Raw genomic sequence first — 20,628 nt, forward strand, 5'->3', positions numbered from 1 at the left:
TCAGCTCTGCGTGTCCGGCCGGGCGGCCCGTTTGCGCGTCCGCGCCGGAGCCTTGGCGACACTCTTGGCGGGCGTCTTCGCGGGAGGCTTCTCCGCGGACTTGGCAGGGGCCTTCGCCACGGCCTTCGCCGGAGGCTTCGCCTCGGCCGGCTCCTCCACCGTTTCCACCGGCTCCTCCGCGGGACGTGACGCACCCGGCGGCACCGGAGCCCCCGGCGCCCCGAACGGCAGGACGCGTACATCCGTCCGCTCCGCCGGCTTCGCCGGGACCGGTGCCTCGCGGCCCTCGATGAAGACGAGGGCGGCCTGGTAGACGACGGACAGCGCGTACGGGGTTTGGTGGAGCATCCCCCACAGCTTCGACGTCTCGTCGACGTCCATCACGGTCGGCGTGAACCGCACCCGCTGTGCCGCCTCGGCGAGATCGCTGCCCGCCAAGTACGGCCGTTCACCGGCTTGTTCGATGACGTCGGCCGGGAGCACCGGGATCTCGTGCAGGGTGCGCACGACGGAGCCGATCAGCCGCTGCCCGACCAGGGTGCGTTCCTCGCCGTACGCGGTGATCACGTAGTGCAGGTCGAGCGCGGCGGCCGGCCGGCGGACCAGCGTGCCGTCGGTCGCACGCGTCGGCAGGTCGTTGTTGCGTTGCGAGGTGTTGGGCGTGACCTGGTACAGGAACACCGTGATGGTGGGCTCGGAGGGCGGCTCGGTGGGCGGCTTGCTCGGCTCGACCTTGACCGCCATGTCGATCTCCGGTCCCAGATGGGAGGCGATCAGCAGGGCGAGGGCCTCGGAGACATGGGCGATGGCAAGTGCGTTGCTCATGGCGTCGATTCCTCAGTCCCTCTGCTCCGGCCGGCCCTTGTGTCCCGGCCCGCCCTGTCATGGCTCGTCCGTGTCATGTGCGCCCCCGCGCCAGGTACTCCGCGAGGCTCACGGTCGCCCCCGGACGTGCCGCCGACTCCGTCCGCCGACCGGGCCCGCCGGTCGGCGACGACGACGCCGTCACCTCGAGCCGCCCGATCTGCACCTGCACCACCTGCTCGACCGCCCGCCCGGGCCGCCGGGCCCCGGCCTGCCGTACGGCGTCGCGGGCGGCGGCCGACTCCGCCGCGCTGGGGCGCAGGGCGGCCGACACGGCGGTGGGGTGGGCGGCGTCCGTACCCGGGGGGATGGGTACGGACGCCGCGGTCTGGGACCCGTCCCGGTCCGAACGCCCCCTGGCCGCGGAGCGACGCGCGCCGTCCGGCACCGGCCGCGGCCCGGGTGCGACCGGCGTGGCGGGCCGCAGCAGGGGTGCCTCGGCCGGGGAAATGCTGCGCACGACCGGGTCGGCGGGCACCCGTTCGGTGCGTACGACGGTCCGCTCGCGCTCCGTGCGCAGTCCGGCCGGAGCCGGTGCCGGGCGCGGAACGTCCCGCTGGGGTACGGCCGATGGCGTCGGGGCGGGCCACAGCGGGCCGGTCCCGTCCGGGTCCGGCGCTCCGGCCCGTACCGCCTCGATCCGCTCGAACGGACCGGGCAGCCGGGGCTGTACCCGCACCACGCCCGGCCGCGGCGTCGCGGCCGGGGCGGCGTGTCGGGCGATCAGCCGATCGAGGAAGTCAGGGATCGGCGCCCCGTCGGCGTCATCCATCCGCACACAGCTCCAGGTAGTAGCGGCGCCGCAGCGGGCTGAGCGCCAGGATCTCCGGCTCGCTCCAGCCGTAGGCGGTGGCGAGCAGATGGACGTCGAGCAGTACGTCCCGTGCCCAGGCGTCCAGTTCGGTCCAGAGGTAGGAGGCGATGTCCAGCTCCGCCCGGGTGGCCTGCCCGCATTCGGGGCAGGCCACGTTGAGCGAGACATCGGCCCCAGGGTCCGCGGCCTCGACCGCCTCGGCGATCCGGCGCTGCACGGGCGCGGGCAGCGCGTCGGCGGGCCGGACCTGGCCGGCGTACGCGGCCGAGACGAGGCACCGCGCGAACAGCGCGGCGCGCGGGTCCGCGGCACGGGCAGCCGCCGTCAGGTCGGCGACGCCGGGCAGCCGGAACTCGACCTCCCAGCCGTCCTCGGCGACCCGCACCACGGAGTCCTCGCGCCCGCCGAGACTTGCCGAGAACTCCGCGGCGTCCAGGTCGAACTCCATGTCCTCGCCGCACGCCGAGCACTCCAGGCGCACCTGCATCCGCTCGCCGAACAGCGCCCGGCGCAGCGTGAACAGGTCCGTCTCGCGTGCGCCCACCGGGAGCTGTGGCAGCGTCCCGGCGTCGAGGTCCGGGCGCGCGGTGCCGTGCAGCAGCAGCGCGCGCCCGGTCGGCGCCGCGCCGAGCCCGGCCTCCCAGGTGGCCAGCAGCTCGGCCGCCCCCGTGATCACCATGTCCCCCAACTCTTCGACGCTCAGGCCGGGTTGAGGAACGAGGGCTCCTCCGGCTCGGGCACCTCGTAGTCCCGCTCCCAGCCCTCGCACTCGAGCTTCAGCGACTGGATGGCCACCGCGTTGGCGTTGGCGTCGAGTTCGCCGAGGACCTGGTACTCGCTGGGCCAGGTCCGGTACAGCTTGTGCGAGACGGCGACCTGGCCGGCCTCGTTGAGGACCTGGATCACGATGTCCTTGCGGAAGTCCGCGAGGGACACCTCCGAGCCGAGGCCCGCGCCGACCTGCCAGACCTTGTTGGCCCAGCGGTCGAACTCGGGGTCGTGGGTGACCCCGCGCTCCAGGGTGATGCCCTCGAACTCCGAGCGGCCCGGCGACTTGCGCGGTGACGAGGGGTCGCCGCCGTGCCGGTGCTTGACGACCTCCGTGGTCCGCTTGAGCGGACTGATCTTGCTGATGCCCGCGACCGTACGACCGTCCCAGAGGACCAGGAACTTGAAGTTCTTGTACGGGTCGAAACGATGGGCGTTGACCGTGAACTCTGCCATCGAAATGTCCTCGGGATTCCTTAGAGCTCGAACTGCCCGGACGTCTGCTGGATCCTGACGATCACGAACTCGGCCGGCCGGACCGGCGCGATGCCCACCAGGACGTTGACGACGCCGTTGGCGATGTCCTCGTCGGTGGTGGTCTCGTGGTCGCACTTGACGAAGTACGCCTCGCGCGGCGTGCTCCCCTTGAAGGCGCCCTGGCGGAACAGCGTGTGCAGGTACGAGGAGGCGCTGAGGCGGATCTGCTGCCACAGGGACTCGTCGTTGGGCTCGAACACGACCCACTGGAGGCCGCGTTGGAGGCTTTCCTCCACGTGCAGCGCGAGCCGCCGCACGGGGACGTACTTCCACTCGCTGTCCAGCGCGTCGGAGCCCTCCAGCGTGCGCGCGCCCCACACCGTCGGGCCGGTCAGCGGGAAGGTGCGCAGGCAGTTGACGCCGAGCGGGTTGAGCAGCCCGGTCTCGCGGTCGGTCAGGTCGACCGTGAGCGAGCGCACGCCCGCGAGCCGTGCCTCGGTGCCGGCCGGTGCCTTCCACACGCCGCGCTCGGCGTCGGTGCGCGCGATGACGCCGGCGACGGCGCCGGACGGCGGGAAGGCGCGCAGCCGCCCGGTGAGCGGGTCGGTGATCTGCAGGTGCGGGAAGTACACACCGGCGTGGTTGCCGCGGACGGCGTCGAAGGCGGCGAGCCCGGCTCGGGCGCCGTCCACGCTGACCCAGGTGCTCGGCGCATCGACCAGCAGGAAGATCCGCCGCTCCTGGCACAGCCGCTGGGCCGCCGAGACGACGGTGACCATGTCCTCGGTGTTCTCGTACGCCGCCAGCTCGGGCAGCGCCAGCAGATTGACGTCGGCCACGCCGCGCAGCGCCTGGATGCCGGTCTTGTCGGCCTCGGAGCCGATGAGGTCGCGCGGTCCGGGAGCCTCCCCGTCCTCGCCGCCCTCCAGCGGGAACACCGGCGGGTTGACCGAGGCCTCCAGGCCCAGGTCGTTGGCGCACTCGCCGAGGAAGCGGACGACGTCCTCGGGGTCCGTGGAGCCGGCGACGACCTGGATGCGGCGGCCGAACGCGGTGACCTCGGCGCCCGCGAAGGCGTGCTTGCCGGGGGCGTCGGGCAGGGCCCGCAGCTTGCGTTCGAGCAGCAGCGCCAACTCGGCGACGGTGCACGGGGCTTCGCCGTCGCAGTCGGGGTCGTAGAGCGTGAACTCGCGCTCCACGTCGCCGATCTTGACGGTCAGGTCGACGGCCAGGTCGGGCAGTTCGTCGCCGAACGGCTTGGAGACGGTGCCGGACGGATCGGGGCGGCCCTCGCCGACGGCCTCGACGCGGATGAGCCGCGAGCCGGCGTTGATCACGGTCGGCGCGTACCGGCCGTGCGAGGTGTCCATGGACAGGCCGGTGAAGCTCTCGCGGGCGTCGCCCTTGGCGTCGTACACCCGCAGGTTGAAGGTCTCGTCGGGGTGAGGCGTGTCGTAGTCGACGGCGACGCGCAGGCCGTTGCCCCACACGCCGGGTTCCTTGGCGTGGACTTCGAGCACCCGGGACTCGCTGTGGCCCTCGGTGGACTCCAGCACGACGCATGCGGCCTTGCCGCTGCCCGCCTTCGCGACCCTGACGATCACGGCGACCGTGCCGCCGTTGCCGAAGAACTGGTGCACCGCGTACGCGACGGCGCTCTGCGAGCTGAGGCCCCCGAAGCGGCGCTCGAACTCGGCGAAGCCGGTGATCCGCACCGGCTCGTTCAGCGGACCACGCCGCGTGTGACCCACGAACGCGGTCACCGAGGTGGTCACGGCGGAGACCGTGCGGTTGCTGCTGGGAAGCTCTTCGACGTAGACGCCCGGGTACGTCGGCCTGGCGGCGCTCACTGCATTCGTCGGCATTCCCCCTCCTATCCCTTCTCAGGCACCAGGTGAAAGGCACCAAGAGGCGGCAGAGGGTGAGATCTGTTCCGGCGCACGCGGAGGCCCCCGGGCGCGAGACGACGCAACCGGTCCACGGACACCGCATCAGTTTTCCCCCGTCAGTTCCCGGGCGGACGGCCGTCCGGGCCAAGCAGCTCGCTTGTGACTCCTGATGCTCAAGTGCTCAACCCACCTTGGTGAGTGCGCAGTTGCTGAAGCAAGGCGTGTTCACGCCAGCTCTGAAGGAGTTTCGATGAAGGACGCCGAACACGACTCGCACATCATGTGCGCGTGTCGGGACAGGTGATCCACGGCATCTCCACAGCCGGCGTTCCAGCAGAATGGAGGCATGTCCCGACGCAACCCGGCTCACCGGCAACAGCGCACTTCCTCCGCCGCGCGCCCCCTTTCCTGCCCGTGCGGTCTTGCGGAGACGTACGAGAAGTGCTGTGGCCGGTTTCACCGGGGTGACGCGACGGCACCGACCGCCGAGGCCCTGATGCGCTCGCGTTACAGCGCTTTTACGAAACGGGACGAGGCGTATCTGATGCGCACCTGGCATCCGCGCACCCGGCCCGCGCACATCGACCTCGATCCGGCGATGAAGTGGACGGGGCTGGAGATCCTCGGCACCGACGAGGGGTCGGCGTTCCACTCCACCGGGACCGTGACCTTCCGCGCGTCGTTCCGGGGCGGGTCGCTGCACGAGCGGAGCCGGTTCGAGCGGGTGGCGGGGGCGTGGGTGTACGTCGACGGGGAGTTCCTCGACTGAACCGCGCTACGGAGCGAGGATGTCCAGCTCCTGGAGCGCGCCCTCGGTGATCTCCCGGGTGAGGTGCTCGGCGCGCGCCGCGTCGCCCGCGCGGACCGCCTCCGCGACCTGGACGTGCAGGGTCACGGCGGCCGGGTCGGGGTCCTCGAACATGACCTCGTGCTGGGTGCGGCCGGTGAGGACCTCGGCGACGACGTCCCCGAGGCGCGCGAACATCTCGTTGCCGGAGGCGTTGAGGATCACCCGGTGGAAGGCCACGTCGTGACGGAGGTAACCCTCCAGCTGATGGCCCTTGGAGTGGGCGACCATACCCAGGGCGCACTCGGTGAGTTCGGCGCACTGGTCGGCGGTGGCGAACTTGGCGGCCAGACCCGCGGCGACCGGTTCGATCGCCGAGCGCAGCACGGTGAGCGAACGCAGTTGCTGGGGGCGGTCGGCGCCGGCCAGCCGCCAGCGGATGACCTGAGGGTCGTAGACATTCCACTCGGCCTTGGGGCGGACCGTGACGCCCACGCGGCGGCGGGACTCGACCAGGTGCATGGATTCGAGGACGCGGACGGCCTCGCGCATCACGGAGCGCGACACCTCGAACTGCTGGGCCAGCTCGTCCGTGCGTAGGACGCTGCCCGGCGGGTACTCCCCGGCGGTGATCGCGGGGCCGAGGGTGTCCAGTACACGGCCGTGCAGCCCTCGACCCGGTGTGCTCATGCACTCAGAGTACGGGCCACGTCACGGGAACAAAAAGTCAGACTTATATGTCACAGACTCTTGAATTCGTCTTACCTAATGGGTTTCAGTTCTGTCGACATCAGGTGTCGACGGAGACAGCGGCGGCCGTCGACGAAGACAGCAGCAGACAGTGAGAGCACGATGCAGCAACTGCGTACCCCCCATGTCGTCGTGGTCATGGGCGTCGCGGGCACGGGCAAGACCACCATCGGTCCTCTGCTCGCCGCCCGCCTCGGCGTCCCGTACGCCGAGGGCGACGACTTCCACCCGCCGGCCAACATCGCCAAGATGTCGGCCGGCACCCCGCTCACCGACGAGGACCGGTGGCCGTGGCTGGACGCCATCGGCGCCTGGGCGCACGGGCGGGCGGGGCTCGGCGGGGTGGTCAGCAGCTCCGCGCTGAAGCGGTCGTACCGCGACCGGCTGCGGGCCGCGGCCCCCGGTGTCGTCTTCGTGCACCTCACCGGCGACCGCGCCCTCATCGAGGAGCGGATGGTGCACCGCCAGGGGCACTTCATGCCGACGGCGCTCCTGGACTCCCAGTTCGCCACCCTCCAGCCGCTCCAGTCGGACGAGGCGGGCGTCGCGGTCGATGTCTCCGGCAGTCCCGAGGAGATCACCGAGCGGGCCGTGACCGCTCTCACGGCTCTCCCCGAGCCGACCCCGTAACCCCCCACGCACTTTCCCCATCCCCCGTACCTGCAAGGGAACCCCCGTGACCAGACTCAATGTCGAGGTGCTGGCAGCGGACACCGTCGAGCCCATCACCTCGGCCGGCCACGCTCAGCTGGGCATAGCCGTCCTGGCGGGCATCGCCGTCATCGTCCTGCTCATCACCAAGTTCAAGCTGCACGCCTTCCTGTCCCTGACCATCGGCTCGCTGGCCCTCGGCGCGTTCGCCGGGGCGCCGCTGGACAAGGTGATCGTGAGCTTCACCACCGGGCTCGGGACCACGGTCGCGGGCGTGGGTGTGCTGATCGCGCTGGGTGCGATCCTCGGCAAGATGCTCGCCGACTCCGGCGGCGCCGATGAGATCGTCGACACGATCCTCGCCAAGGCCAGCGGCCGTTCGATGCCGTGGGCGATGGTGCTGATCGCCTCGGTGATCGGCCTGCCGCTGTTCTTCGAGGTCGGCGTCGTCCTGCTGATCCCGGTGGTGCTGATGGTCGCCAAGCGCGGCAACTACTCCCTGATGCGCATCGGCATCCCGGCGCTCGCGGGTCTGTCCGTGATGCACGGCCTGGTGCCGCCGCACCCCGGCCCGCTGGTCGCGATCGACGCGGTCAAGGCCAACCTGGGTGTCACGCTGGCGCTCGGTGTCCTGGTCGCCATCCCGACGGTGATCATCGCCGGGCCGCTGTTCTCGAAGGTCGCCGCCCGCTGGGTGGACGTCCAGGCCCCGGACCGGATGGTCCCGCAGCGCGCCTCCGAGGAACTTCAGAAGCGCCCGGGCTTCGGCGCGACGCTCGCCACCATCCTGCTGCCGGTCGTCCTGATGCTGTCCAAGGCGCTCGTCGACATCGTCATCGACGACCCCGAGCACACCACGCAGCGCGTCTTCGACGTCATCGGCTCCCCGCTCATCGCCCTGCTCGCCTCCGTGCTCGTGGGCATCTTCACCCTGCTGCGGCCGGCCGGCTTCGGCAACGAGCGGGTCTCGGGGCTCGTCGAGAAGGGCCTCGCGCCCATCGCGGGCATCCTGCTGATCGTCGGCGCGGGCGGCGGCTTCAAGCAGACGCTGATCGACTCCGGCGTGGGCCAGATGATCCTGGAGATCTCCGAGGACTGGTCGATCCCGGCCCTGTTGCTGGCCTGGCTGATCGCGGTGGCGATCCGGCTGGCGACCGGCTCGGCGACGGTGGCGACGGTCTCGGCGGCCGGCCTGGTCGCCCCGCTCGCCGCCGGCATGTCGACCGGCGAGACCGCCCTGCTCGTCCTCGCCATCGGCGCCGGCTCGCTCTTCTTCAGCCATGTCAACGACGCCGGATTCTGGCTGGTGAAGGAGTACTTCGGCCTCGACGTCGGCCAGACCATCAAGACCTGGTCGGTCATGGAGACGATCATCTCGGTGGTCGCGGGCGGCTTCGTCCTGCTGCTGTCCCTGATCATCTAGGCATGGGGTGACCTCCGGGATGAGGTCTCATGCCCGGTAGCCCATACGGCCGTTGCGCCGCCCGACCACGCCCTGCGGGGGCCGGCCGGGCGGCGCAACGTCTGCCGGGACACGCGGTCCTCGCCCAGGAGAATGTTCCACTTCACCTCTTGAGTACCGGTTTGCACCAACTCTCGCAGCCTGGCTGTGCCCGCTTCCCGGGAGCGGGCGCGCGTCCCATCATGGGAAGAACCACCGGAGCTCCGGCCCACTGAGCCACGCCCGGTGCTGATGGCATCGGGGGCGGCATGGCGATATCACTCGGGGCGCGCATATCCGCGCTGTTGATCGCCGGAGCAGTGGCGATCGCCACGGCCGCGGCGTGCGGCGGCGACGGGAACGACGCCGCGGGCGGCTCGGGTGGTGGGGGCACGAGTATCTCGGGCGGGGTGTCGGGCGGCGGTCGGGGCGAGGGTGGGGCGAGCGGGCCGGTCGGGAACACGCCGATGCTGCGGCCCGACGGCGGGGGCGGCGGTGGCAGCGCGACCGGTGGGATGGACGGTTCCGCGGGGACCAACGGGTCCGGTGGGTCCGGGAGTTCAAGCGAATCGGGTGGCTCCGGTGGCTCCGGTGGCTCGGGCGGGAGCGGCGGCTTCGGCGGCGGGGGCGGGCCGGTGGCCGGTCCCCGCTGGCTGTCCTCGGGGCCGACGTCGCCCGACACCGACCGGACCGCCGACCCGGAGAGTGTCTACGACGCGCTCGGTGAACACCCCGACAGGTGCGGGGCCACCGCCGCGCTGATCCCGGCCGATCCACCGGACGACGACTGGCGCGTGGTCCGCGCACTGGCCGAGGTGTGCAGGGCCGTCCAGGGCCAGGGCGGCGACTGGGACACGGCGGCCGCGGACTACGCCGCGCTCCAGGGCAGGCTCACCGGCTGCAAGGCACGCGCCGCCCACGCCGTACTCGGCGGAGTCCTGCGGTTCCACCGGCAACACCCGTCCACCACCGTGCGGTTGACGCCGTCCGCCGCGGGCGGCAGCGACGTCTGCGACTTCCGGATCGTCTCCGTGGACGTGGGCGGGGACGGCGAGGCCAAGCCCGGTGACACGATCACCGTCCAGGTCGGCGGCCTCTATTTCGACAAGGCGGAACTCCTCGGCGGGCTGGGGGCGGTGACCGTGGCCGGAGCGCCCGCGCTCCCCGCCGTGCGGCAGGACCACGGGGCCGAGCCGCGCGACCGGCTGACCTTCGACGTCGTCGTCCCGGTTCCGCTGTCGGGCACCTATCCGCAGAGCGCCGCCGTGAGCATCACGTACGGCGGGACGGCGAGGCTGGACGACGCCTTCACCCTCGTCGCGCCCGGCAGCTCCGCCAGTCCTTCACCGGTCGAGTCACCGAATACCCCCTCGACCGGCCCTTCCCGGTGAGCGACCGCCTTCACGGACGCCAGAGGGGGTGCTCCCGGTCCGCCCACTCCCGCGACACCGACCCCGTGCGCAGACCGCGCCGGGCCTCCGGATCCCCCAGCGCCATACCGATGTGGCCGGCGAGGACGATGCCGATGGTGAGCGCGAGCCAGTCGTGGACGAAGGTCGCGCTGGTACGCCACATCAGCGGGGTGAGGTGGGTGAACCACATGATCAGGCCGGTGCCGAGCATCACCAGCGTGGCACCCGAGATCCAGGCGGCGTAGACCTTCTGCCCGGCGTTGAACTTGCCCGCCGGGCGGGCCGACGTCCGCTTGTCGCGATGCAGTGCCGCGCGCAGCCAGACCCGGTCGTGCGGCCCGAAGCGGTTCAGGAAGCGCAGGTCGGCGCGGAAGGCACGGGAGACGAGACCGGCCAGCACCGGGACCGGAAGGGCGAGTCCGGCCCACTCGTGGATACGGACCACCAGTTCACGGCGGCCGACGAGTTCGGCGAGCTGGGGGAGGTAGAGACAGGCCGCCGTCACCACGCACACGCCCATCAGCGCGGCGGTCAGTCGGTGCACCCACCGTTCGGCCCGGCTGAACCGGCGGACCCGTGCGGTGGGGGGCGCCTCAGCTCGTAGGCTCATCGTCGCGTCCGTTCGAGCGGCCGACCCAGGCGTCGACGTCGTAGCCGCGCTCCTCCCAGTAGCCGGGCTTCACCTCGTCGGTGAGGGTGATGCCGGAGAGCCACTTGGCCGACTTGTAGAAGTACATGGGGGCGACGTACAGGCGGACCGGGCCGCCGTGGGAGTGGCCCAGGTCCTTGTCCTGCATGCGCAGGGCGACCAGGACGTCCGCGCGGCGGGCCTGGTCGAGGGTGAGGCTCTCCGTGTATGTGCCGTCGAAGCAGCTGAAGCGGACCGCCCCGGCCGTGGAGCGCACTCCCGCGGCGTCCAGCAGCCGGGACAGGCGCACCCCCTCGAAGGGTGTGTCCGGGACGCGCCAGCCGGTGACGCACTGCACGTCCTTGACCATCCTGGTCTGCGGCAGGGCCCGCAGGTCGGCCAGGGTGTAGGTCTTCGGGCGGTCGACCAGGCCGTCGATGGTGAGGCGGTAGTTCCCGGCGTCCTTGTGGGGTACGGAGGACGCGACCGAGTAGTAGCGGAAGCCGCCACCGTTCGGGAGCAGACCGGTCAGGCCGGTGGGGTCCTTGTCGGCCGCGCTGCCGAGGAAGGACTCCAGGCCGCGTTGCAGGCCGGGCGCGGCGACCACGCCGAGGGCGCCCAGGCCGAGGGTGCCGAGGAGGACGCGTCGGCCGATCGGCTTGCCGCGTTCCTCAGGCTGTTCGGACGGTTCGGGTTTCACTCATTCATTCGAGCACCCGCGGGCCCTGCGGGGCCAGGGATCGCGGGTGCTCGTCAGAGTTCCGTAATCACTTCTTACGTTCCGGTACGGCTCAGTCGGTGGCCTCCGCCGCCTTGTCCAACTGGAACGCCTCGTTGCCGAGGCCTATGCGGGCGTGGGTCTCGGGGGCGCGCGAGCGCAGTAGCAGGCCCTGGACCAGGCCGATGACGAGGGCGGCGCCGATGATGCCGGGGAGCAGCCAGCTGAGGGCCGAGTCGGGGCCGGCGCCGACCAGGACGTCGAAGTCCTTGACCGTGTAGACGGCGATCACGAGCAGGGCGATCCCGGCCAGTGCGGAGGTGACCAGCCGCCAGGCCTGGGTGCCGGCGGCGCCGCGCCGGGCGAAGAAGACGACCACCGAGAGGGAGGCCAGCGCCATCAGCACGATCACACCGAGGGCGCCGATGTTGCCGAACCAGGTGAACAGGTGCAGGACGGGTGCGGTCGGGTCACCGGACGGCTTGTCGTCGGCAATCGCGAAGGCGATGACGAGCACGGCGGCCACCGCGGTCTGGAGCAGCGATCCGGTGCCGGGGGCGCCGCTGGTGCCGGTGGTGCGGCCGAAGGCGGCGGGCAGCAGGCCCTCGCGGCCCATGGCGAAGGCGTAGCGGGCGACGACGTTGTGGAAGCTGAGCATCGCCGCGAACATGCCGGTCACGAACAGGACGTGCAGGACGTCGGTGAAGGTGCCGCCCAGCCGTTCCTCGGTGAGGAAGAACAGCAGTCCGGCGCTCTGCTCGCGGGACGCGCCGACGATCGCGGACGGCCCTGCGGCGACGGTGAGGGCCCAGCTGCTCAGCGCGAAGAAGACGGCGACGCCGCCGACGGCGAGGAACATCACGCGCGGGACGAGGACGTGCGGCCTGCTGGTCTCCTCCGCGTACACGGGCGCCTGCTCGAAGCCGAGGAAGGCCGCGATGCAGAAGCAGAGGGCGGTGCCGACTCCGGCGCCGCTGAGCGTGTCCGGGTTGAAGGCGTGCAGGGACAGCCCCTCGGCCGCCGGGTCGGCGACGGCCGCGATGTCGAAGACGACGACCAGGGCCACCTCGACGATCAGCAGCACGCCGAGCACGCGCGCGTTGACGTCGATCTTCAGCCAGCCCAGCGCCCCGACGACGGCCACGGCCACCAGCGCCGGTATCCACCAGGCGATCTCGATCTCGGCGTAGGTGGCGAAGAGGCCGGAGACCTCGAAGCCGAAGATTCCGTAGATGCCGACCTGGAGGGCGTTGTAGGCGACGAGGGCGACCAGGGCGGCGGCCGCTCCGGCGGTGCCGCCGAGGCCGCGGGAGATATAGGCGTAGAAGGCGCCCGCGTTGTGGACGTGGCGGCTCATCTCGGCGTATCCGATGCCGAAGAGGACGAGCACCGCGCCGAGCACGACGAAGAGCAGCGGCTGTCCGACGATGCCGATCACTGCGAATGTGGTGGGCATGACACCCGCAACGACCATGAGAGGGGCGGTCGCGGCGAGGACGGAGAGCAGCAGGCCGCCGGTGCCGAGGCGGTCGGCGCGCAGGGCGCGTTCCTGCCCCTTGAAGGTGCTGATGCCGCCGTCGGGGGCGGTGCTCGTGTGCGAACTGCCCGTCGTCATCGGGGCCGTCCTTCCTGGTAGGGACTCAGTGACTCATGGGGCGAAACGTGGGGCGATACATGGGGCTGTGCAGGCATCACGCCGTGCCGAGCGCGGTGGCGCGGGCGGCTCGGAAGGCGGCGTGCGGGTCGCGGTCCGGATACGACCACGGGTCGGGGGTGGCGTGCTCGCCGATGCGGTGGAACAGGGCGGCGGCCTCGGCGCCTCGACCTTCGCAGACCTTGGCGTGGGCGAGGAAGTTCAGATCGACCAGACGGCGTGGATGGCCCTCCTGCTCCCACTCCAGCCACCAGTCGAAGGCGGCCTTCATCACCTGCCGGGCCCGGCGCCCGGACCAGTGCCCCGAGGCGGCCGGGTCGGCGGGCACATGACCGGCGGCGGCCAGCGCGCGGTACCGCTCGGCATGCGCGACGACCGGGAGGATCGCCAGCGGAGAGTCGGCGGGGGCCTGCTCGGCGCAGTGGGCGGCGAATTCGTAGACCTCGTGCAGCGGGTCGGGTCCCTCGGCGGCGCGGCGCTCGGCGAGCAGGGCGACCATCAGATGGTGGGCGTGGTGGTGATCGGCGTATCGGCCGCGGATCTCGCCGAACAGCCGGAGCGCCTCCTCCTCGGTGCCGAAGCGGCGCTCCAGCATGAGCAGCCCGAGCCACGGCGTGGGGTCGCCGGGCGCGAGCGCGGCGGCGGAGTGGCAGGCCTCACGGGCGCGGACCGGCTTGTCCTTGCCCCGCAGCGCACTCTGGACCAGTGACAGGGCCAGCAGGACGCAGGCGTCGGCGGAGTCGGGTTCGGCGAGCAGCCAGTCGCGGGACCAGGCGGCGCTGTAGGGCTCCTGGGCGAGGACGGTGACCCGGTGGCCGCGGCTGTCGAAGTCGTCGCCCGTGTGTGCGAGCAGCGAGCGGACGGCCTGCCAGCGCCCTTGGGCCAACGCGGCGCGGGCCACCGCGAGTTCGGCGTCGTCCAGGGCCGCGTCGAAGGCCTGGGCAGCGCGCCTTCGGGCGCGGCCGAGGGGTGGCGGAGGTGGGGGCACCGCGGGAACTTCCTCACGCGCTCGTATCGGCTCGGCTCGCCTCAGCGCGGCTTGTCGTCGGTCTCGGGTTCGGCTTGCGAGTGGGTGGTGTCGGCTTGCCACTGAGTGATGTCGGCTCACCGCGGAGTGATGTCGGCTTGCCATCGAGTGATCACGCACAGCAAACCCCCAGCCAACGGATGACGTCAAGGCCCGCACAACTCTTACACGCGTCAACTCTCGTTACGGAAGGGACACTTGTGGTTTACCGATCAACAGAAACCGCCGCATGATCACCACCTCGCACCCCTTGACTGTGACGCACGCCATAGCGTCGCCCGTCGAGGCATCGGACCATGGCGAGACGGTTGTGCGACCGCCCTTGATCGACGGGGTGCCGTGACCGAGTCCACTGCCCGGATCGGGCACTCCCAGGGGCACACCGGGCCCTGGGGCACTACAGTCGGCCAGACGCAGCCCCCGGCCCGGCGAAACGATCGAGGTACGCAGCGTGTCGCTTCAGGTTCTGATACTCGCGGTGAGTGCCGCCTGCTGCCTGGGCTTCGGCTTCGTGCTCCAGCAGAACGCGGCCCAGCGAGCACCCCTGAACGACTTCCTCTCCCCCCGGCTGCTCCTGGACCTGATGAAGGTGCCGCGCTGGCTGGGCGGCCTGGGTCTGATGGTGGCCGGCATGGCGCTCGGCGCAATCGCGCTGGGCCACGGTGAGATCTCCCTGGTGGAGCCGCTGCTCGCGACGAATCTGCTGTTCGCGATGGCCCTGTCCCGCCGCCAGACCAAGCAGCCACTGGGCCGCCAGGGCTGGGCGGGCCTCGCACTGCTCGCCGGCGGCGTGACCGCGTTCATCGTCGCCGGCCAGCCGACCGGTGGCACCGCGATCAGCGACCCCGTGCGCCACTGGCTGATCATCGGCGCCATGGTAGGACTCGCGCTGCTGCTCACGACGTACGCGAAGCGCTCACGGCTGAGCTCGGGCCCGGCGCTCCTCGCCGTGGCCGCCGGTCTGCTGTACGGCGTACAGGACGCCCTGACCCGGGTCAGCGGCCAGCGCTTCTCCGAGGGCGGGCTGGTCGAGCTGCTGACCGGCTGGCAGCCGTACGCCGTGCTGGCGCTCGGCGTCACCGGCCTCGTCCTGGTGCAGAGCGCGTTCGAGACGGCGTCCCTGCGGATGTCGCTGCCCGCCCTGACCGCGGCCCAGCCGCTGGCCGGCATCGCCTGCGGGGTGGGCTTCCTCGGCGACCGGCTGCGCACCGACGCGGGTGCGCTGGCCTGGGAGGCGGCGGGCCTCGCGGCCATCGTGGTCGGCATCATCCTGCTGGGGCTGCACCCGGCGATGCCGTGCGGGGCGGCGGTGCGGGAGCCGGCGCGGAAGTTGCAGCCGAGCTGATTCATCGGCGGCATGCGCGCTTTCATGGGTGGCATGAGCGCTGCTGACGAAATCCTCGACATCGTCGACGAACACGACCAGGTGATCGGCCGGTCCACGCGCGGCGAGGCCTACGCCCGCGGGCTGAGCCACCGTTGCGTCTTCGTCCAGGCCCGCGACGCCACCGGCCGCCTCTTCGTCCACCGCCGCACCCCGACCAAGCTGGTCTTCCCCTCCCTCTACGACATGTTCGTCGGCGGAGTCGTCGGCGCGGGCGAGTCCTACGACACCGCCGCCCTGCGCGAGGCCGAGGAGGAACTCGGCGTCTGCGGTCTCCCGCACCCCGAGTTCCTGTTCAAGTTCCTGTACGCCAACGGCGCCGGCCAGAGCTGGTGGTCGGCGGTGTACGAGGTCCGCTGCGACCTCCCCGTACAACCGCAGGTCGAAGAGGTGGCCTGGTACGACTTCCTGCCGGAGGCCGAGGTGGAGCGACGTCTGACGGAGTGGGCGTGGGTGCCGGACGGGTTGGCGGCCTATGAACGGCTGAGGGCATTCAGGTCGGGCAATTCCCGACCGGTATCGTCCTGAACGTGATCGATTTCGCTCGGAACGTCCGCCTCTGGTTCGCCCCACAGGAGATCCGCGACGAGGGCACCACCCCCGACTACCGCTTCTCGCTGGCGAACGAGCGCACGTTTCTGGCCTGGCTGCGGACCGCCCTCGCGCTGATCGGCGGCGGTTTCGCGGTGGACCAGTTCCTGCCGGACCTGCGCTGGGGCTGGCGCGTCGGGCTCGCGCTGGCGCTGCTCGCCGCGGGCGTGCTGTGCTCGCTGCGCGCGGTCAACCACTGGATGCGCTGCGAGCGGGCCATGCGCAAGGGCGACGATCTGCCGGTGTCACGCTTCCCGGCGGTGCTGAGCCTCGTCGTCGCGGTGGTGGCCCTCGCGATGGTCGTCGTCGTACTGGTCGGCTGGGAAGGATGACCACCGAGCCGGCCAGGGACCCCGGTCTCCAGCCCGAACGCACCCGCCTCGCCTGGCGGCGTACGACACTCTCGGGCACCGTCGCCGCCGTACTCGCCGTGAAGACCGCGCTGCACGGCGGCACGACGCTGCCCGGCGTCCTCGTCTGCGCCCTGAGTGTCGCCCTCTGGCTGGGCTTCCTGCTCGTCGCCCACCGCCGAATCGACACCCTCGCGGCGGCGCCCGCCCCCGTGGCCCTCACTTCTCGACAGGCCGCGACGGCGGTCCTGTGCACGGTGGCTCTCGCGGCGTGCGCGGCGGCACTGCTCTTCTAAGCGGTCCGCGCGGGCCGGTGGGGGCTGGTCGCGCAGTTCCCCGCGCCCCTGACGGGGCGCAGTAACGCCCCGGACTTCGACAAGACCGCCTAAGCAGGGCGGGGGAAGTCGGCTGCGGTTCGGCAGTGCCCCGAAGGGGCGCGGGGAACTGCGCGACCAGCCACGATGGCGCCGCAGTCGACCGAGAGACCGCATCACCGCACTTCCAGCGGAGCGCTTACGTGTCCTCCGCCTCCCAGTCCACCGTCACCACGATCTTGCCGCGGGTCCGGCCCTCCTGGTTGAGTCGGTGGGCGTCGGCGGCGTGTTCCAGAGGGAAGGTCTCGGAGACGTGGACCGAGACCACGCCCTGTTCCGCGAGTTCGGACAGCCGGAGCAGGTCCTCGGCGTCGGGGCGGACCCAGTAGTAACGGCCGCCGTAGTCGAAGACGTCCGCGTCGGCGATCGAGACCAGGCGGCCCTCGGGTGCCAGCAGGTTCGCGGAGACCTTCAGGGCCTCACCGCCGACGGTGTCGAAGGCCGCGTCCACGCCTTCGGGCGCCAGCCCGCGCACCCGCTCGGCCAGACCGTCGCCGTAGGCCACGGGCTCACCGCCCAGCGAGCGGACGAAGTCATGGTTGGGTTCGCTCGCCGTGCCGATGACCCGGGCGCCGAGGTGGCGGGCGAGCTGGACGGCGATCGAGCCGACGCCGCCGGCGGCCGCGTGCACGAGGACGGTCTCCCCGCGCTTCACCTGGATGGCCTTCACCAGCACCTGGTAGGCGGTCAGCCCGGCCAGGGGCAGTCCGGCCGCCTCCTCGTAGGAGAGGTTGCGCGGCTTGCGTGCCAGGGTGCGCACGGGGGCGGCGACGTACTCCGCGAAGGTGCCGCGGGAGAGGAAGTCCTCCCGGACGTACCCGATGACCTCGTCCCCGACGGCGAACTCCGTCACGGACACCCCGGGTTGCACCACCACGCCGGAGACGTCCCAGCCGGGCACCACCGGGAACACGGCCTGGAGCATGCCGTCGAGATAGCCCTCCCGGCACTTCCAGTCCACGGGGTTGACCGCCGCCGCCCGCACCTTCACGAGCACCGCGTCCGGCCCGAGTCTGGGGTCGGCCACCTCGCCGAATGCGAGTACCTCGGGTCCGCCGTAGCGTGTGTAGCTGATGCCCTTCATGGGTTCGACCCTCCGGGGTGCCCGGGCGCCACGCAAGCCGAATGACCGGATATGCGCCGTTCGCGTGGCAACCTGTCCGACGTCATCGGACGTACTGCCGAACATCCGAAGGTGAACCAGCATGACCCTTATGCACCAGGAACACGCCACCCACCCGCACGCCCACGGCCCGGGCTGCGGGCACACCGAAGTGCCGCACGGGGACCACATCGACTACGCGCACGACGGGCATATGCACCGCGCGCACAGCGGCCACTGGGACGAGTGCGAGCCCGCCGGGCACGCCGCCCACACGAGCCACGACCACCAGCACGGCGAGGACTGCGGACACCGGCGCGTCCAGCACGGCGACCACGTCGACTATCTGCACGACGGCCACCGGCACGCCGAGCACGACGGCCACTGGGACGACCACTGACCTGACCGAGAAGCACCGCCCGACAGCTCCCCGAGGCATCGCCCGGGGAGCTGTCGGCCTATGGTGGCCCAGGTCACGTTCGCTCCCCGCACTGGACGGCATACCGACCGGTCGGCATCATGGTCGGGAACCCGTTCTCGTGTCACCGAAGGAGCAACGATGAGCGCCGACCACCCGCCAGGTCTCGATCTCGACGGGCTGCGCGGTCTGCTCGACAGTGAGCGGCCGGGCCTGGTCCACGGCCCGCTGACCGGCCGGTTGATCGAGGGCGGACGGTCGAACCTCACCTACGCGGTCTCCGACGGCACCTCCCGGTGGGTCGTACGGCGGCCGCCGCTCGGCCATGTGCTGGCCACCGCGCACGACATGAAGCGCGAGCACCGGGTGATCAGCGCCCTGCACCCGACGAACGTGCCGGTGCCCCGCCCGGTGCTGCTGTGCGAGGACCCCGAGAACGGAGCGGTGCCCGGCGCGCCGTTCTACGTGATGGAGTTCGTCGAGGGCACCCCGTACCGCACGGCCGACCAGCTCGCCCCGCTCGGCCCGGAGCGCACCCGCGGCGCGGTGCTGTCCCTGGTGGACACCCTCGTCGAGTTGCACGCGGTGGACCCGGCGTCGGTGGGCCTGGCGGACTTCGGCCGTCCCGAGGGTTTCCTGGACCGGCAACTGCGGCGCTGGGGCAAGCAGCTGGACGCCTCCCGCAACCGCGAGCTGGCCGGCATCGACGAGCTGCACGCCGCGCTCGGACGGCAGCTGCCCACCTCCCCCGCCCCGACCGTCGTACACGGCGACTACCGGCTGGACAACGTCCTGATCGGCCCTGCGAGTGAGCCGGAGGGGCGCGCCGGTGTCGAGAGTGCGAGCGCGCGGAGGCCCGAAGGGCTGAGCACGGTCGGGCTCTCGACACCGGCAGAGAGCGCCCCGGAGGCGAACGAGCCAAAAAAGGGTGTCGACGAGATCAAGGCGATCCTCGACTGGGAGATGTCGACCCTCGGCGATCCGCTCACCGACCTGGGGCTGCTGGTGATGTACAGCATTCCGCTCGGCGCGCCCGACTCCCCGGTCTCCACGACCGCCGAGGCCGCGGGGCACCCCGATCCGGCCGAACTGATCGAGCGGTACGCCGCGCGCTCGGGGCGCGACGTCTCCGCGGTCTCCTGGTACACGGCGTTCGCGTGGTTCAAGCTCGCCGTGATCCTGGAGGGCATCCACTACCGCTACACCCTGGGCCAGACGGTCGGCCCCGGCTTCGACCGCATCGGCGACCTGGTCCCCGTCTTCATCGAGCACGGCCTGACCACCCTTCAGGAAGGCTGATCCGCCATGGACTTCGCGTTCGACGCGCGCACCGAGGAACTCCGCGCCAAGCTGCTCGCCTTCATGGACGAGTACGTCTATCCGGCCGAGTCCGTCGCGGAGGAGCAGCGCGCACAGCTGGCCTCCCCGTGGGACACTCCGGCCGTGGTCGAGGAACTCAAGGCCGAGGCCCGCAGGCAGGGCCTGTGGAACCTCTTCCTGCCGGACTCCGAATACGGTGCCGGGCTGACCAACCTCCAGTACGCCCCGCTTGCCGAAATCACCGGCCGCTCCCCGCAGTTGGCGCCCACCGCGCTGAACTGCGCGGCACCGGACACCGGGAACATGGAAGTGCTCACCCAGTTCGGCGACGAGCAGCAGAAGAAGCAGTGGCTGGAGCCGCTGCTGGCCGGTGAGATCCGCTCGGCGTTCGCGATGACGGAGCCGGAGGTGGCCTCCTCGGACGCCACCAACATCACCACGCTGATCGAGCGGGCCCCCGACGGCACGGACGAATACGTCATCACGGGCCGCAAGTGGTACATCTCCGGGGCGATGAACCCGGACTGCAAGATCTTCATCGTGATGGGCAAGACCGACCCGGACGGCCCCGACATCCGCCGTCAGCAGTCCATGGTCCTGGTCCCCCGCGACACCCCGGGCGTCACCGTCAAGCGCGCCATGCAGGTCTTCGGCTACGAGGACCACTCCCACGGCGGTCACGCCGAGGTGGTCTTCGACCATGCGCGCGTGCCGGTGTCGAACCTGATCGGCGAGGAGGGCGGCGGCTTCGCCATCGCGCAGGCGCGCCTCGGCCCCGGCCGTATCCACCACTGCATGCGGCTGATCGGTATGGCGGAGCGGGCCATCGAGCTGATGTGCCGGCGGGCCGTCTCCCGTGACGCCTTCGGCAAGGCGCTGGCCCAGCAGGGCGTGGTCCACAACTGGATCGCGGACGCGCGCGTGGCCGTCGAGCAGCTGCGGCTGCTGGTGCTGAAGACGGCCTGGATGATGGACACGGTCGGCAACAGGGGCGCCCACACCGAGATCCAGGCCATCAAGATCGCCACGCCCCGCACGGTCGTCGACATCATCGACCGGGCGATCCAGCTGCACGGCGCGGGCGGCGTCAGCCAGGACTTCCCGCTCGCCGAACTGTACGCGGGCGCACGGACGTTGATGATCGCCGACGGTCCGGACGAGGTGCACCAGCGGTCGCTGGCGCGACGGGAGCTGAAGAAGTACCTGTGA

22 protein-coding genes are annotated in these 20,628 nt (G+C 71.4%); 11 read left to right on the plus strand and 11 right to left on the minus strand.

Going from position 1 to position 20,628, the window contains the following annotated elements:
- The 5 genes from ACIHFB_RS40575 to ACIHFB_RS40595 all read right to left on the minus strand — a co-directional run bounded on the left by ACIHFB_RS40575 (position 1) and on the right by ACIHFB_RS40595 (position 4,788).
- Positions 1 to 825, minus strand: coding sequence for a DUF4255 domain-containing protein (locus ACIHFB_RS40575; RefSeq protein ID WP_365285033.1), 825 nt, complete (start codon positions 823 to 825; stop codon positions 1 to 3).
- Between the two features lie 73 nt (positions 826 to 898).
- Positions 899 to 1,636, minus strand: a complete 738-nt coding sequence (locus ACIHFB_RS40580) for a hypothetical protein (protein WP_400129511.1) — start codon at positions 1,634 to 1,636, stop codon at positions 899 to 901.
- On the minus strand, positions 1,629 to 2,357 hold the full coding sequence (locus tag ACIHFB_RS40585; RefSeq protein ID WP_400129512.1) for a hypothetical protein: 729 nt from the start codon (positions 2,355 to 2,357) through the stop codon (positions 1,629 to 1,631). Before ACIHFB_RS40585 ends, ACIHFB_RS40580 begins: the two co-directional genes overlap by 8 nt.
- A gap of 20 nt (positions 2,358 to 2,377) precedes the next feature.
- The gene (locus ACIHFB_RS40590) at positions 2,378 to 2,902 is read right to left on the minus strand and encodes a phage tail protein (RefSeq protein WP_004003113.1); all 525 of its coding nucleotides are present in this window, start codon (positions 2,900 to 2,902) and stop codon (positions 2,378 to 2,380) included.
- Between the two features lie 20 nt (positions 2,903 to 2,922).
- Positions 2,923 to 4,788: a phage tail sheath family protein gene (locus tag ACIHFB_RS40595; RefSeq protein WP_400129513.1), complete on the minus strand. Its 1,866-nt coding sequence runs from the start codon at positions 4,786 to 4,788 to the stop codon at positions 2,923 to 2,925.
- A 370-nt stretch (positions 4,789 to 5,158) separates the two neighbouring features.
- Between ACIHFB_RS40595 and ACIHFB_RS40600 the strand changes: the two genes are divergently transcribed.
- A complete protein-coding gene (locus tag ACIHFB_RS40600) occupies positions 5,159 to 5,581 on the plus strand; it encodes a YchJ family protein (protein WP_400129514.1) in 423 nt (140 codons plus the stop codon).
- A gap of 6 nt (positions 5,582 to 5,587) precedes the next feature.
- Here the strand turns inward: ACIHFB_RS40600 and ACIHFB_RS40605 are convergent, their stop codons facing one another.
- Positions 5,588 to 6,289, minus strand: coding sequence for a FadR/GntR family transcriptional regulator (locus ACIHFB_RS40605; RefSeq protein ID WP_365285022.1), 702 nt, complete (start codon positions 6,287 to 6,289; stop codon positions 5,588 to 5,590).
- 162 nt (positions 6,290 to 6,451) lie between these two features.
- Here ACIHFB_RS40605 and ACIHFB_RS40610 point away from each other — a divergent pair, with 162 nt between their 5' ends.
- From ACIHFB_RS40610 to ACIHFB_RS40620, 3 genes are all read left to right on the plus strand, one after another.
- Positions 6,452 to 6,979, plus strand: coding sequence for a gluconokinase (locus tag ACIHFB_RS40610; protein WP_400129515.1), 528 nt, complete (start codon positions 6,452 to 6,454; stop codon positions 6,977 to 6,979).
- Between the two features lie 46 nt (positions 6,980 to 7,025).
- Positions 7,026 to 8,423, plus strand: a complete 1,398-nt coding sequence (locus tag ACIHFB_RS40615; protein WP_400129516.1) for a GntP family permease — start codon at positions 7,026 to 7,028, stop codon at positions 8,421 to 8,423.
- Between the two features lie 287 nt (positions 8,424 to 8,710).
- Positions 8,711 to 9,832 (plus strand): hypothetical protein, encoded by a 1,122-nt coding sequence (locus ACIHFB_RS40620; RefSeq protein WP_400129517.1) that lies wholly within the window; start codon positions 8,711 to 8,713, stop codon positions 9,830 to 9,832.
- Positions 9,833 to 9,842: 10 nt separating this feature from the next.
- Here ACIHFB_RS40620 and ACIHFB_RS40625 read toward each other — a convergent pair whose 3' ends face one another.
- From ACIHFB_RS40625 to ACIHFB_RS40640, 4 genes are all read right to left on the minus strand, one after another.
- Positions 9,843 to 10,463, minus strand: a complete 621-nt coding sequence (locus tag ACIHFB_RS40625; RefSeq protein WP_365285016.1) for a cytochrome b/b6 domain-containing protein — start codon at positions 10,461 to 10,463, stop codon at positions 9,843 to 9,845.
- Positions 10,447 to 11,181, minus strand: coding sequence for a molybdopterin-dependent oxidoreductase (locus ACIHFB_RS40630; RefSeq protein ID WP_365285014.1), 735 nt, complete (start codon positions 11,179 to 11,181; stop codon positions 10,447 to 10,449). The genes ACIHFB_RS40625 and ACIHFB_RS40630 overlap by 17 nt, the downstream gene beginning before the upstream one ends.
- Positions 11,182 to 11,272: 91 nt before the next feature.
- Positions 11,273 to 12,814 carry an APC family permease gene (locus ACIHFB_RS40635; protein WP_365285012.1) on the minus strand — a complete coding sequence of 514 codons (1,542 nt, stop codon included), beginning with the start codon at positions 12,812 to 12,814 and terminating at the stop codon, positions 11,273 to 11,275.
- A gap of 76 nt (positions 12,815 to 12,890) precedes the next feature.
- The gene (locus ACIHFB_RS40640) at positions 12,891 to 13,841 is read right to left on the minus strand and encodes a hypothetical protein (RefSeq protein ID WP_365285010.1); all 951 of its coding nucleotides are present in this window, start codon (positions 13,839 to 13,841) and stop codon (positions 12,891 to 12,893) included.
- Between the two features lie 490 nt (positions 13,842 to 14,331).
- Between ACIHFB_RS40640 and ACIHFB_RS40645 the strand changes: the two genes are divergently transcribed.
- From ACIHFB_RS40645 to ACIHFB_RS40660, 4 genes are read left to right on the plus strand one after another with little or no spacing between them, the layout of a single operon-like run.
- Entirely contained in the window at positions 14,332 to 15,225 is an 894-nt protein-coding gene (locus ACIHFB_RS40645; RefSeq protein ID WP_400129518.1) for a DMT family transporter, read from the plus strand.
- Between the two features lie 33 nt (positions 15,226 to 15,258).
- Positions 15,259 to 15,792, plus strand: a complete 534-nt coding sequence (locus tag ACIHFB_RS40650; RefSeq protein ID WP_400129519.1) for an NUDIX hydrolase — start codon at positions 15,259 to 15,261, stop codon at positions 15,790 to 15,792.
- A 2-nt stretch (positions 15,793 to 15,794) separates the two neighbouring features.
- Positions 15,795 to 16,187 (plus strand): DUF202 domain-containing protein, encoded by a 393-nt coding sequence (locus tag ACIHFB_RS40655; RefSeq protein ID WP_365285004.1) that lies wholly within the window; start codon positions 15,795 to 15,797, stop codon positions 16,185 to 16,187.
- Positions 16,184 to 16,501 carry a DUF202 domain-containing protein gene (locus ACIHFB_RS40660; RefSeq protein WP_400129520.1) on the plus strand — a complete coding sequence of 106 codons (318 nt, stop codon included), beginning with the start codon at positions 16,184 to 16,186 and terminating at the stop codon, positions 16,499 to 16,501. Before ACIHFB_RS40655 ends, ACIHFB_RS40660 begins: the two co-directional genes overlap by 4 nt.
- Before the next feature lie 217 nt (positions 16,502 to 16,718).
- Here ACIHFB_RS40660 and ACIHFB_RS40665 read toward each other — a convergent pair whose 3' ends face one another.
- Complete coding sequence (locus tag ACIHFB_RS40665; RefSeq protein ID WP_400129521.1) at positions 16,719 to 17,663, minus strand: NADP-dependent oxidoreductase; 945 nt, start codon at positions 17,661 to 17,663, stop codon at positions 16,719 to 16,721.
- A gap of 121 nt (positions 17,664 to 17,784) precedes the next feature.
- Between ACIHFB_RS40665 and ACIHFB_RS40670 the strand changes: the two genes are divergently transcribed.
- The 3 genes from ACIHFB_RS40670 (at position 17,785) to ACIHFB_RS40680 (ending at position 20,628) form a co-directional block, all read left to right on the plus strand.
- Entirely contained in the window at positions 17,785 to 18,081 is a 297-nt protein-coding gene (locus tag ACIHFB_RS40670) for a hypothetical protein (protein WP_365284998.1), read from the plus strand.
- A gap of 159 nt (positions 18,082 to 18,240) precedes the next feature.
- A complete protein-coding gene (locus tag ACIHFB_RS40675) occupies positions 18,241 to 19,398 on the plus strand; it encodes a phosphotransferase family protein (RefSeq protein ID WP_365284996.1) in 1,158 nt (385 codons plus the stop codon).
- Positions 19,399 to 19,404: 6 nt separating this feature from the next.
- Positions 19,405 to 20,628, plus strand: a complete 1,224-nt coding sequence (locus ACIHFB_RS40680; protein WP_400129522.1) for an acyl-CoA dehydrogenase family protein — start codon at positions 19,405 to 19,407, stop codon at positions 20,626 to 20,628.

Origin of the sequence: Streptomyces sp. NPDC051963, from assembly GCF_044593495.1 — a bacterium.
Classification (GTDB): domain Bacteria; phylum Actinomycetota; class Actinomycetes; order Streptomycetales; family Streptomycetaceae; genus Streptomyces.